9 protein-coding genes are annotated in these 13789 nt (G+C 36.9%); 6 read left to right on the top strand and 3 right to left on the bottom strand.

Translation table 11 applies throughout. From position 1 onward, the window contains the following. The first annotated feature begins 84 nt into the window (after positions 1-84). The 4 genes from AC3WSO_RS04025 to AC3WSO_RS04040 all read left to right on the top strand — a co-directional run bounded on the left by AC3WSO_RS04025 (position 85) and on the right by AC3WSO_RS04040 (position 5774). Entirely contained in the window at positions 85-3378 is a 3294-nt protein-coding gene (locus AC3WSO_RS04025) for an S-layer homology domain-containing protein (RefSeq protein WP_492528907.1), read from the top strand. Positions 3379-4079: 701 nt separating this feature from the next. Beyond that, complete coding sequence (locus tag AC3WSO_RS04030; protein WP_492528909.1) at positions 4080-4235, top strand: hypothetical protein; 156 nt, start codon at positions 4080-4082, stop codon at positions 4233-4235. Beyond that, positions 4225-4488, top strand: a complete 264-nt coding sequence (locus AC3WSO_RS04035; protein WP_492528911.1) for an ATPase — start codon at positions 4225-4227, stop codon at positions 4486-4488. Before AC3WSO_RS04030 ends, AC3WSO_RS04035 begins: the two co-directional genes overlap by 11 nt. Positions 4489-4901: 413 nt before the next feature. Next, positions 4902-5774 (top strand): tyrosine-type recombinase/integrase, encoded by an 873-nt coding sequence (locus tag AC3WSO_RS04040; RefSeq protein WP_492528913.1) that lies wholly within the window; start codon positions 4902-4904, stop codon positions 5772-5774. Between the two features lie 60 nt (positions 5775-5834). On the opposite strand, the gene AC3WSO_RS04045 is transcribed toward AC3WSO_RS04040, so the two are convergent. Continuing rightward, positions 5835-6029, bottom strand: coding sequence for a hypothetical protein (locus AC3WSO_RS04045; protein WP_492528915.1), 195 nt, complete (start codon positions 6027-6029; stop codon positions 5835-5837). 175 nt (positions 6030-6204) lie between these two features. Here AC3WSO_RS04045 and AC3WSO_RS04050 point away from each other — a divergent pair, with 175 nt between their 5' ends. Continuing rightward, entirely contained in the window at positions 6205-7209 is a 1005-nt protein-coding gene (locus AC3WSO_RS04050; RefSeq protein ID WP_492528917.1) for an acyltransferase family protein, read from the top strand. 138 nt (positions 7210-7347) lie between these two features. On the opposite strand, the gene AC3WSO_RS04055 is transcribed toward AC3WSO_RS04050, so the two are convergent. Together AC3WSO_RS04055 and AC3WSO_RS04060 are read right to left on the bottom strand one after the other, a co-directional pair. Next, positions 7348-8529, bottom strand: a complete 1182-nt coding sequence (locus AC3WSO_RS04055; RefSeq protein WP_492528919.1) for an alginate O-acetyltransferase AlgX-related protein — start codon at positions 8527-8529, stop codon at positions 7348-7350. Between the two features lie 10 nt (positions 8530-8539). Then, positions 8540-9964 carry an MBOAT family O-acyltransferase gene (locus tag AC3WSO_RS04060; RefSeq protein WP_492528921.1) on the bottom strand — a complete coding sequence of 475 codons (1425 nt, stop codon included), beginning with the start codon at positions 9962-9964 and terminating at the stop codon, positions 8540-8542. A gap of 668 nt (positions 9965-10632) precedes the next feature. On the opposite strand from AC3WSO_RS04060, the gene AC3WSO_RS04065 reads away from it, so the two are divergent. Continuing rightward, positions 10633-13773 (top strand): S-layer homology domain-containing protein, encoded by a 3141-nt coding sequence (locus AC3WSO_RS04065; protein ID WP_492528923.1) that lies wholly within the window; start codon positions 10633-10635, stop codon positions 13771-13773. The last annotated feature ends 16 nt before the right edge of the window (positions 13774-13789 follow it).

Here is a 13789-nt window from a genome sequence, read left to right on the forward strand (position 1 = left end):
TTTATGTGTAGTTGTTTATTTACTGCATTTCTATGTATTTGTAGTAGAGACATAATTTATGAACTTAGAGGAGGAAATTTTTCTATGGCTAACCAACCAAAGAAATACAAAAAATTCGTAGCAACAGCTGCTACAGCTACATTAGTAGCATCTGCTATCGTACCAGTGGCTTCTGCAGCAGGATTCACAGACGTAAAAGGTAATTCTCATGAAGAAGCGATCAACGCTCTAGCTGAAGCAGGTATCATCAATGGATACGCTGACGGCACATTCAAACCAAACCAAGATGTAAATCGTGGTCAAGTAGTAAAATTATTAGGCCGTTGGTTAGAGACTGAAGGTTATGAAGCTCCAGCTGACTGGGATACAAAACAATACTTCAACGATCTTCCATTAACAGCTGAAAAAGAATTAGTAAAATATGCTGCACTTGCTAAAGATGCAGGCGTATTCGCTGGTTCAAACGGCAACTTAAACTTCACACAAAACATGCAACGCCAACAAATGGCAGTTGTTTTAGTGCGTGCTATTAACGAAATCTATGAAGTAGATTTAGTGAAAGAGTACAAAGCTGCTAAATTCACAAGCGAAATCGCTGACTTAGACAAAGCTTTCTCTGCTGAACAACGTGAAGCAATCACTGCTTTAGAGTATGCTGAGTTAACAAATGCTGCTAACCTACCAGGTAAAGCATTCAACCCAACTAACTCTATCACTCGCGGTCAATTCGCTTCATTCTTATACCGTACAATCAACCTTGAAGTAACAGCACCTTCAAAAGCTGCTGTAAAAGCTATCAACAACACAACTGTTGAAGTAACATTTGACGAAGAAGTTGACAACGTACAAGCTCTTAAATTCGAAATCAAAGATTTAGAAGTTAAGAACGCAGCTGTAAAACAAACTAACAAAAAAGTTGTTGTTTTAACTACTGCACCACAAACAGCTGACAAAGAGTACACTGTATCTCTTGCTGGCGAAGAAATTGGTAAATTCAAAGGTGTTAACGCTGTAATCCCAACTAAAGTTGATTTAGTTGAAAAGTCAACTCAAGGTAAACTTGGTCAACAAGTTACTCTTAAAGCACAAGTAACTGTAGCTGAAGGTCAAAACAAAGCTGGTATCCCAGTAACATTCTTCATCCCAGGTTCTGCTAACGGAGTAAAAGCTCCTGTGACAGTTGAAGCTGTAACTAACGAAGAAGGTATCGCTACTTATTCTTACACTCGTTACGCTGCAACAGAAGATACAGTAACTGTGTACGCTAATGGTGACCGTTCTAAATTCTCAACTGGCTATGTATTCTGGGCTGTTGATACAACATTGGCTATTACTGAAGTAACTACAGGCTCTACTGTCAACAACGGAGCTAACAAAGTTTACAAAGTAACTTATAAAGACCCAGAAACTGGTAAACCAGTATCGGGTAAAACATTAAACGTTTCTGTTAAAGAAAACATTGATGTAACTGTTGATAAATTACAAGATGTAACTATTAACGGTGTTCGAGTTGCTCAAACTAGCTCTTCAAATATTGATGCTGCTCAAGTTACAACTGATTCTAAAGGTGAAGCTACATTCACTATGACTGGTTCAAATGCTGAAGTAACTCCTGTAGTATTTGTTGGTGAGACAGGTACTGGTAAAAATGTTAAACAATATAATGCTTCTGCATTACAAGTAACAGCTGCTAAAGTTAAATTTGGTGCAACACAAGCTGATTATTCTCTTGAAGTAACTCGTGACGGTGGCGAAGAAGCTGCTACTACATTTGAAAACGGACGTAAATATAAAGTCGTTGTTAAAAATAAAGATGGTAAACTAGCAGCTAATGAAACAGTAAATGTTGCATTTAACGAAGATATCGATGGCGTTATTTCTACAACTACAGATGCTAAATTTGTTAAAGTTGAAGACGGAAAACAAACTGGTTGGGAAACTAAATATGATAAAGATGCAAAACAAATCATTGTAAAAACTGACTCAAAAGGTGAAGCTACTTTTGTTATCGGTAATGACAGAGCAAACTCATATGGTACACCAATCGTTTGGATCGATGTAAACTACCAAAGCGGAAAAGTTGGTACTTTAGATAAAGGTGAACCATCAGCAATTGCACCAATTTCTTACTTCCAAGCTGCAACTATCGATGGATCTAAATTAGTTGCTAAAGATGGCAAAGGTGAAGAAGCTTCTAAATTCGTTGGAAAAGACCCAGCTAAATTTGAAGTAGTTCTTGTGAACCAAAGTGGTAAAACAATGAAAAACTCTGGATACACAACTCCAGACGTATCTTATTCTATTGAAAATACTGGCGCTAACGAACTTAAAGTAAAATATACTTATAATAAAGTAGAAAAAGTTCAAGAAGTTGGTTCAAATCGTACTATTTCTGTAATTGCTGATAATGGTACAATTGAAGTATTCTCAGACGAAAATAAATCTTCTTCAGTTAAAGTTCTTGCTACAGGTATTGCTAAGAAGTATGAGGGAGATAAAGTTGTAAAAGAATTTGCATTCAGTGCTAAAGAAGCAACAGCTACATTCACTTCTACATCTGAAGTAACTAACTTATTTACTGGCGATATCAAATCATTCAATACTGATAAGAAAACTGTTGTATTCACTGATGCTAAAGGTGATAAAGATGCAGTAAAATACGCTGGTGAAACTGGTAAAACATATGTATTTAAAAATGTAAATGGTGCACCGCTTTCTGAAGAGCAATTTGTACAAATTCTTAAAGATGCTAGTTCAAGTGTAAAAGCAACTTACGAAGTAAAAGATAATACTGTAACATTCTATCTTCTTGCTGTTAATAACGGTGGCGATAAACCAGTTGATACAGAAAAAGTAAAAGAAGATGATAAAGCAGAATTAGAAAAAGCAAAAGCTGCTTTAGCTGCAGCAATTAAAGCTGAAGAAGATACTAAACTAGTTGAAGCAGATTACACTGCAACTACTTGGGAAGTATATGCTAAAGCATTAGCAGCAGCAAAAGCTGTAGACGTAACAAAAGCTTCAAAAGCAGATATTGAAAAAGCTACTAAAGACTTAGTAGATGCAAAAGCTGCATTAGTAACAAAAGCAGCAGAAGCAGATGCTAAAGCTAAAGAGGCAGTAAAAGCAGAAGCTGCAAAAATCACTACTGCTCCATCAATTAATGCTGGTAAATTAGATTTACCAACAGTTGACGCAGGTTATACTGTAGCAATCAAATCTTCTAGTGATACAGCAGTTATTAAATTAGATGGTACAGTTACTCCAGATGCAGCTGATAAAAAAGAAGTTGATGTAGTATTCACTGTAACATCAAAAGATGGAAAGTATTCTGCAGATTCTGTAGCAATTAAAGTAACTGTTCCTAAAGCTCCTTAATAAAACTAAACGAAACGTTACTTAATAAACTAGCTTGCTAGTGAAATAAGTAGATTACGACCCCATTGATTTAACTTTAAATAGTTAGACTCTATGGGGTCTTTTCTAACTATCGATCTTGTATTCATCAGGGAAGTTCTGATGCGTGGGAAACAGTTCCGTTTGCTCACGAGCCTAATCCTCCTGCATCCAGTGCGAGTGTCTGTCCATTTAAAACTTTTTCACATTTTCGTGGGTTATTATTAGGGTTAGGATAGAACCAAAGTATACATAAAAGGTAATAAATAAAAAGTTAAAGATATATTATTATCTTGATATAGAATGAAACAACTTCAATTTCTTTGTTAGAGGAATTGAAGTTGTTTCTATTTAGGAGGAGAAGATTATTATTATGAATCATTTTTTAGACAGTATTACTGTGCAGCAACCATTGATGGAAGTAGATGAGTTTATTGGTGTAGACCTGATTGACAATTTAATTTTATGAACCGATTGTTTAAAAGAATAGGGCTACATGTAGTACAGGAGGAATAAGAAGATGGAGGAATTACAACGTTTTATAGAAGGCATTAATAAGCTAATTGGTAAAATAATATCAATCAATTGATCAAGTAGGTTATGAGTCACTTCTTTTTGAAAAAGAAGAAATCGATGAAAGGTTAATTCCTACAACAATACTAGCACCGTTACCAGAGCCTATTGTGACATCATCAGTAGATTATACAGATGAAGAAGGTAACTACTATTTGTATTTATCTGTGTCCCGTGATGAGATAAATAAACCACCTTATGAAATATGGTTAGTCAATGGTGAAGCAATTCCTGATGTTTTTGGAGGCAGTGAAGATGTACGTTAGAAGATATGTAAGTATACAAGTGAATGGTGATACGTACTACAGAGAAAAGAATGTCATCGGCTATTACGGTGTATTTCTATGTACACCACTAGAACCATTTGAGATTGTAGAGGAAGTAACGATAGAAGTCGCTGAAATACTTTACTTGGTCAATCGAATACAAGATGTAAAACTTCGGAGTATTATCCGTCATTACATTGCCTATTTAGAAAAAATAGTTATCGCTAAAGAATGCGATAAGATGAGTTACTGAATTGAACTCACGACATTTCTAATGAAAAACTGACGACATTAGTAAATGCCCATTGCATAGATAAAGAGAAGTGCATGCGACACATAGCATGTGCTATTTTTGTGTGCCTAAAAACAGACGACATTATTATATAACTGTCGTGAGAGGTGAAAAAGAATATTTGAAAGGTGGTGATATAGATGAATCCTTGGGCACAACTAGCGGCAACCGTAGTGATAGCTGTAGTAACAGAAGTAGCAAAAGAAATTATTGAAGGAGATTAAGTATGGTAAAAATATGTTCGTGTTTATTAAAAGATAAACGTTGTAGACGTTGCAAATTAGGGTTATTTGTTAAGTGGTAATATTCCTTGCAGGGAATTATTTTAAAGTAATGGTCGAAAGACTGTTGCTTCTTTTTTGGGGGTGATGAAAATGGAAGTTTCAATACTAATGCTATTCAAGGAATGGTTAGTAGAAGAAGGTAAAGCAGTGAAAACAATTGAAAGCTATACGACAGATGTACGGCTATTTCAAAATTACTTATTAGAAAAGGATGTTGATCCAGAGGTGTTACTTACACGTTTTCTATTCGTAGAGTATAGGGAGCATTTACTAACAGAAAATTTATCTGTGACATCTATCAACAAAAAGGTTATCAGTCTCAAAGTATTTAATGATTGGTTATTTGAAAATGGATATGTAGATGCATTGTATATCAAACTGAAGAAGGACAAAGTCAAAGTAGCTGCTGGTTCTGAAGCTGAGGAGAGTGTACTAACGGAGCAACAGGGGCAACAATTCCTTTTTCATCTTGAAAAGGAATCAGAGCGAAATAAATTGATTGGTTACTTATTACTTTATACAGGAGTTCGAGTTAGTGAGCTAGTCAGCATTAAACGAGCAGACATCGATCCAATCGAAGCCGTATTAACGGTGAGGGGTAAAGGTGGCAGGCTGCGAGAAGTGCCCTTACGACAAGACCTACTGGAGTATCTGCAAGCCTACCAAAAGGGAGAGTGTGCCGAGCATAGACACCATGAAAGCCAATTTCTACTGCTCAGTCAGAGAGCAACGAGAGTGCACAGAGACGCCGTCAGACGATGGTTGGGGAACGCAGGAGAGAAACTTGGCTTCCACATACATCCACACATGCTACGGAATACATTTTGTACATTGCTACGCGTTTGTATAGATCCATTGAAGAGCGCTTGCACGCTACAAAGCGTGAGTGAAACGCGCGGTAGGAGCACACCGATGTGGTTTGTACCTAGTTCGCGGAAAGCGAAGGATTTTTACCATATATAAATAAGTTAGAATTCTTATGAAGGAGCTTTCAGACAACAACTTGTAGATTACTTATTTTCTTCAAATTAGCTCATGCTGGTTCGAGCGGGCTGAAAGTAGTTCAATAATAGGGTGCTGACTTTCTTGAATAGCTACTAGTCGATTTACTTTTTCGTTCGTCTCTAAAATAGTTAGTTTGATTGGTTGCTGCTCAAATTCTATTATTTCAAGACGGTTCTCTACTGATGCTGAATAATTTGCTTTAGTTTGCTTCAAACTTCCTTCATCGATTTCACCTTTCTTCTACTAAATGTATCTGTTTCGTTAATCTCTCTCTATATAATATAATCCCCCTCGTATAGTAAAAACTAGCTTACAAGTATCGCCATTGCTTTCATCGACAAATTGTGACAGACTTAAATGAGATACAAAAGTTTTAGGAGAATGTTTTGTGATTAAAGAGTGGGATTTACTACGCGTGGTGGCGTGTTTATCTATTATATTATTACACACTTCTTCATGGATTATTATGGAGGTAGGTGTAGAGCCAGAACAGACGTTTTATCTGTTTTTACGGATTGCGCTGTGTTATGCGACGCCGACGTTTATTTTATTGTCTATTTTAATTTTGGCGAATCGTTATCAGGATAAAATACCGAATAACTTTTGGTTGAATAGAATTCAATATATTTTTCTGCCTTTTTTAATGTGGGCAATGCTTGATTCGATACTTGTAGAGTTAATTTACCACAATGGATTAATATGGGAAAAGTTTATCCGCAATGTTGTATATAGTGAGTTTGTAGGATGGTTTGTTGTGGTCATGATGCAGCTATATGCAGTCTTTGCGTTAATGAAACGTTTTAAGTGGTCTATGGCTTGGTTTCTACCGTTATGTGTGATGATAACGCTTATTCATCATTCGGTAGTTTTATTGCCATATCCATATTTTGATGAGAATTCAATTATGTTTCGTTTACTCTTTACGGGCTGGCTTGGTTATTTTGCGATAGCTTATGCGATGGGTGTGTATTATACACAAATCGCCGCGCTTGTGAAAAAGTATCGTTACACGACGATTGTGTTGTTCATGTTCTCAGCTGCCTTTTTATACATCCGTCTGTTACTCGGTTATACAGAAACGCATTCGAGACGACTTGATTTAATACCACTTGTTATAAGTGTTACCTTGTTGGTAATTGCTTGGGGACAGTCGATACCTTATACAAAAACAGTTCAAGTGCTAAGTCGCTATGCGTTTATGATCTATCTCATTCATTGGGAGGTTCTGCGGCTATCAACAGGCTGGTTTGTAGAGCATTTTAATAGTACCCTAGTTCGAGTGCCATTACTAATGCTGTGGACGATAGCTGTTTGTATAACGGTGACGAAATTGATTTCTATGCTTCCATTTAGTCAGTGGGTAGTTGGGAGATTAAAAAAGCGTACCACATAGGAAAAGCAGTGATTTCTTTATTAGAAATCACTGCTTTTTTGTATCGCCGGTAGGCAAAATGGACTTCATTTGCACTGCTAAGGATAGACGAATCTCAGTAAATGATTCAACCGCTAAAAAGTGAAATTTGTGAAACCACTACTCTGGCATCAATTTTAAATTGCGGTCATTGTAAGCAAGTACGACGTAGTCTGGATGCAAGCTTTGTAGATAAGAGATAACATCTTTATCCAAGTAACGTAAATCTAAAATCGTCAGCTTTTTAAAGTGACTTGCAACGTGAAACTGGATGCTATTAAAGTATGAATCTTTGATAACGACAACATGATTATCGCTGTCATAGTGATTGTTGACAATTGTGAGTTCTGCAAAGTCGCGACTATAGGCATCAGCATAGGTTACGACTGTGTCGGGACTCATTTTTTTTGCACGACCGTATACTGCATCGTACGGAGCCGTGACGTCACCCTCAATTGTACCGTCATAGATTGTAAATTGTGTTGGGAAGGAAACCGGCTCGTTGTAGCAAATTTGATCGTGGTTATTGACGGTCATGTACAAAATTTTATTCCATGAGCCAGCAAATTTATTCTGTAAGCAATAAGTATTAGCTTCCTCGTATGGAATCGGCTCAATGGATTCACCGAGTCGCGCGTTCATTGTTTTTATAAGTGCCTGATAACCAGAGAATGCACCACGTATTGTCCAGTGATGATCAGTTTTGAAGAAGTTACGTTCGACAGAAAAGTCGTTCTTCATTTCATCAAAGAGACGAACATTGTCTACGCCCGCAGCAGTTATAAGCTCATGTAGGCGAACATTATTGACAATTCCAGCGTCATCAGGCATATAGCTTGGGCTTGGCTCACGTGAGTAAGTCGCCTTTGCTGGTAGTGAGTAAAACGTAAACGGGATATTTTTTTCAGCAAGTCCTTCGCTTAGCTTTTGTAAATCTGAGGCGAAGGAAGCTAGCTCTTTATCAGATTTTGCTTCAGCAGGCTTTGAAATAATCCAGCCGCTTTTATCATCAACTGCGTACTTATCGTTTAAGTAGGTTTTCCCCATTGCACGTTGGAAGTAAACATAGTTGCGCATCCATGTATCGCGGGCAGGGAATTGATCGGAAATATATGTTTCTACTTGTTTTGACCAAGCCCCAGAGAAGATCTCTTGTGGGCTTGGTGAAAGGTTTGCAGATTCTAACGGACGGTTCTCCATTTCAGAATGAGGACGATCCACCGTTAATACATGCACGACGAAGCCAGCGAAAATGATGCAAAAAAAGGTTATTGGTAATAGATACATTTGTATTTTTCGCATGTTGTCCCACCTAGAATCTAAAGTAAATGAATGGATTATGTGTTGCGTTCACTAAAAACATCGTAATAAAGAGCAACAATGCTCCATAGTAAATTGCTTGTACAAGGCGTAGACTCCAATCAAATGACAAGGAGGCCGTTGCCTTTTGCTCACTCCACGTTTGATAAAGTCTATAAATTGGCATAGCGAATATGATCGCTACTACAAAATATAGGGCATAGTCCTTTGCCAGCAAAATCGTTTCGTAATTATACAGCGCCGCATCGGATAACCCAAACATTGTTTTGATAAATGTAAAGGCATATGTAAAGTCATTTGCTCTAAAGAATACCCAACCAATCATAACGATAATAAGAATATAAATATGGCGTACGAAACGAGGTATGCGTTCTAACCATTTTAAAATTACCCATTTTTCAAGGCAAATTAATATTCCGTAATAAAAACCCCATGCCATAAATGTCCAGCTCGCCCCGTGCCAAAAGCCCGTTAACGTCCAGACGATTAATAAGTTTCGATATAATTTCCATTCGTGGCTAACACGACTACCTCCAAGTGGGAAGTAGACATAGTCTCTAAACCAGCTACTAAGCGAAATGTGCCAGCGACGCCAGAAGTCTGTTACGGACTGTGCAATGTACGGATAGTTAAAGTTCTCTTCAAAATGGAAGCCGAAAATTCGTGCCAAACCAATGGCCATATCACTATAGCCAGAGAAGTCAAAATAGATTTGTAACGAGTAAGCTAAAATCCCTATCCAAGCAGTACCTGTTGTTAAATCTCCACCCGATAAGCTGAAAACCTGATCGGCGACTTCGCCCATCGGATTTGCAATCAGTACTTTTTTAGCTAGCCCCTGTACAAAGCGACGCATACCAATCATCCAATCCTCTGTTGTAGAAAGACGCTTTTTAATTTGCTCGGCTACCGTTTGATAACGAACGATCGGTCCGGCCACAAGCTGTGGAAATAATGTAATGAAAAGTGATAAATCAAGAAAATTACGCTGTGCTTTCACGTCTTTTCGATAAACATCGATCACATAGCTAAGTGCTTGGAATGTGTAGAATGAAATACCGATTGGCAGTGGTACAGCCTCCCATTCAATAGGCTTATCCAAATAGTTATTAAGAATGTCCACAAAAAAGCCGGCATATTTGTAATAGCCAAGGATGGCCAAGTTACTCACAATAACAAGCCAAAGTAGCGCTTTTCGTTTGGACTGTGAAACTGTACTTTCAATGATAATCCCCAAAATATAATTGAGCAAAATGGAAATCAACATTAATAGTACATATTTCGGTTCACCCCATGCATAAAAGAACAGGCTGGCCAAAAGTAGAATTGTGTTACGTAGCATCTTCGGAGAGATGAAGTACACAATGAGTACTAATGGTAAAAAGACATATAAAAATATAAGGCTACTAAAAACCATTCCTTCAAATCCTCATCTCTAATAATTGTTTTATTCATTATAGTATCAGAAAAATAACTGATAACATCAAGAAGATTGCTAGTAAATGTCGAAATCGCTGATAGAAAGGCAATAAGGCTGATGACAACGTGAAGTTCGCTGATAAAAAGACAAGAACTACCAATAGCATCAAAAATCGTCGATAACATCACTACAATTGCTGATTAAAAAGTGTATATCTCGCAAGTAATTTTCCAGACGATCAGTTAAATGACAATCGCTAAGAGGCTCCTAATAACTGATAATCAACTAAAAATATGGTAAATATTAATAGAATCAAGGAAATACAAGAATAAATTACCTACCTTATTGTAACGTAAATTCACGAATTGTTCACTAATGGTTTTTAATCAATTGGAAGGTAAAAGTCGAATTTTGTAGAAAATTGGATGGTAAAAATGACATGGGTAAGATGGTATATTTTCCTTGTGACAGTAAGGTTTGTCTGTTAATTTTCAGGATGGTATCTATCGTAACATTTGCACAAAATATGGTTAGTAACCCTTTAAAATTAATGTGTTACCACATTTTTCATTCCAGTTATTTCATTTTGAAATTTATTATCTCGTACTCTTATAATGTAGTCGTAGTCACAAATATTGGCTAATTTATCTAGGAGGTAATTTCATATGAAACAAAAATATAGTAAATGGGTTGTAGGCGCAGCTTCAGCAGCCCTAGTAGCATCAGCAATCGTACCAGCAGCAAGCGCAGCAAGCTTTTCTGATATTGAAAAAAGTGATCACAAGGACGCTATCTTAGCATTAGCAGACGCTAAAATCGTAGCAGGTTACCCAGATGGCACATTCAAACCGAATGCTGTTGTTACTCGTGGTAATGTAACGAAATTCTTAGGAAAATGGTTAGTGTCAGAAAATTATGAAGTTCCTGCAGACTATGCAACAGAAGCTCGTTTCACTGATTTACCAACAACAACTCCTGACAAAGAGTTATTACAATATGCAGCACTTGTTAAAGATGCTGGCGTATTCAAAGGTTCAAACAACCAATTAATGCACACTAATAACATGAGCCGTGAGCAAATGGCAGTTGTTTTAGTACGTGCTATCAAAACTGTTTATAATGTAGATTTAGTAGCTGAATACAAAGAGGCTGACTTCAAATCTGTTATCACTGATTTAGACAAAGTTACAGCTACAGAAAATCGCGAAGCAATCATCGCGTTAGAATATGCTGAAATTACAAACGTTAAAACTGTACAACAGTTCAATCCTAAAAACTCATTAACACGTGGTCAATTTGCATCATTCTTAAGTCGTGCGATTGATAAAATTGGTGAAGAGGCCTCTTTAACTGTTAAAGAAGTTAAAGTTGTAGATGCAACGACATTAGAAGTAACACTTTCTGATGACAAAAAACATACGGTAACTTTACCAACTCCACTTCCAGAAAACAAAGAAACTAAAGTAGAGTTCGAAATCGATGGAAAAACTTATTCTGCTGAAGTTACATATGTAACTGCGGTGAAAGTAAAATCTGTTGATGCAGTAAATGCAAAAACTTTAGCAGTAACATTCAATAAACCAGTTGAAACTGAAAAAGCTAAATTTGAGCTTAAAAAAGATGGCTTCAAATCTAACTTCTCTTCTATTACATGGAACGAAGAAAAAACAGTTGCAACAATTGATTTGACAAGCAAAATTACAAAAGGTGAATTTACAGTTAACGTAACTGGTCTTTCAGAAGAAGCACTAACTGGTTCTGTGAAAACAGAAGACGAAAAAGTTTCTGCTATTGAAATCCTTGGTGAAGTAGCTCCATCAACTGGTGATACTACAGCTACAATCGGTTACCAAGTTAAAAACCAATACGGTGAAGATATTACAAAATTAAACGCTTCATCGTTAACACTTTCTGCAGCAGGTGCTACAAATGCAGTTGCAAATGCAGACGGTTCTATCACGATTACTAAAGCTGGTCTTAAAGAAGGCGACAAAGTTGTACTTACAGTGATCCACGGTGCAACTGCAACTACAGCTACACAAACTGTAACAATTTCTGCTAAAACTGTAGCATCTGATGTAACAATTGGCGCTCTTTACAACAAAGACGGCAAAACGTTAAACGAAGATACTAATTTAGCAAAAGATAAATTCTATCTTCCTGTTACTGTAAAAGACCAATATGGTAAAGAAGTTACTGATGTAAACCGTCTAAACGGTGAGCTTCTTGTAACAAATACAAATCAAGCTGTTGCAACATTCGGAACGTTCGAAAAACAAACAATCGAAGGTAAAGATGTAGTTGTACTTCCAGTTAATAGCATTGTATCAACTGGTGATACAAACGTAATCGCTATTGCTAAAGCAACTGGTAAAAACGGCCAAGCGGTTGTGAAAGTTGCTGAAGGTTTACGTACTGATTCAGTTACATTAGGCGCACCAACAAAAGTTGTTACTGCTGACGCAGACATCCTATTCCCATTATCTGTTTTAGACAAACAAGGTAATGCAATTAAAGATACTACTGTATTAAGCGGCTCTAAAGGTATCACTATTACTGGTGGTACTTTAGTAGAAAAAGACGGCGAGCTTTATGCAAAAGTAGCAGGCGCTAATGTAAAAGAAAACACACCAGTAACTGTTGTTGTAACATCTTCAACTGGTAAAGTTGCAACTCAAACAGTTATCCCTAAATCTACAACTGCACCAAAAGTAATCACTGGCTTAAATAGCAAAGTAAGCACAGCTATCCGTGAAATTGCTGGTGAAAAAGTAGAAATCGCTGCAAAAGACATCATAGTTGAAGACCAATTCGGTCAAGTTATTTCAACTGACGAGCTTCTTGCAAAACTTGCAACAGCAGGCTACACAATCAAAGCATTCACTGATAATGATGCACCATTCACTGTAACTGGTGAAATCAAAGATGCTGTTAACAACAAAATTACAGTAGAATACAAAGCAGGCGCTACTAAAACAACTGCTAATGTAACATTCAAACTTGTAAAAGTTACGGATGATACTGCAATTGAAGCAAGCTCTTACTCTAAACAATTCTCAGTTGTAAAAGATAGCTCATTCACTTCTTATAAAGTAGAAGATATCAAACCTATCTATGTAACTGAAAAAGCAATCCCAACTGGATATGGCAAAGACATCGTAGTAAAAGCAGTAACGGCTAATGGTGGAGAAGTTACACTTAAAGCAGGTTCTGACTACACAGTAAAATCGACAGTTCTTACAAACGTTGCAGATGGTAATATTACTACAGGTGATGCAGCGAACGTAGAATTCGATAAAGATGCAAAAACTTCAACTGCGAAAGTAACAATCACAATCAATGCTACTGGTGAAGAAATCGTGAAAGAAGTAACATTCTCTAACGTTGCTCCTAAAGTAGAAAAAGTAGCTGTAGTAGAAGAAGGTAAAGCTTCACAATACATTGCTGGTGAGGCTGTTAACTTCGTAACAACTTCTTCTTACAATGTAGCTGCTAACTTCAACTTAGATGCATTCTTCAAATTAGCTGACGTAGTTGTTACTGACCAATACGGCGTAATGGCAACTGTTGCTGAAGCTGATGCTGCAGGCGAAGTTAAAGGCCAAGCTAAATTTAATGGTGTTCCAACTGCTGCTACAACATTAACTTTATCTAAAGTTTCTGGTGAAGTAGTATTCAGCAATAACGGTACAGTTGAAGCATCTGCTACTGGTAAAGCTGGAGACGTATTCAATGCTCGTGTGAACATTGGTGGTCAAAGCGCAGATCTTGTAAAAGTTACAGCTAAACAAGACTTCAAAAACTAAGAAATATTTTATAAAC

The organism is Lysinibacillus sp. EB106-09-02-XG168, assembly GCF_058791475.1.

Excerpts from the sequence above, each read along its gene's own strand:
- AC3WSO_RS04025 (WP_492528907.1), top strand. The coding sequence starts at position 85 with ATGGCTAACCAACCAAAGAAATACAAAAAATTCGTAGCAACAGCTGCT.
- AC3WSO_RS04055 (WP_492528919.1), bottom strand. The coding sequence starts at position 8,529 with ATGCGAAAAATACAAATGTATCTATTACCAATAACCTTTTTTTGCATC.
- AC3WSO_RS04040 (WP_492528913.1), top strand. The coding sequence starts at position 4,902 with ATGGAAGTTTCAATACTAATGCTATTCAAGGAATGGTTAGTAGAAGAA.
- AC3WSO_RS04065 (WP_492528923.1), top strand. The coding sequence starts at position 10,633 with ATGAAACAAAAATATAGTAAATGGGTTGTAGGCGCAGCTTCAGCAGCC.
- AC3WSO_RS04035 (WP_492528911.1), top strand. The coding sequence starts at position 4,225 with ATGTACGTTAGAAGATATGTAAGTATACAAGTGAATGGTGATACGTAC.
- AC3WSO_RS04060 (WP_492528921.1), bottom strand. The coding sequence starts at position 9,964 with ATGGTTTTTAGTAGCCTTATATTTTTATATGTCTTTTTACCATTAGTA.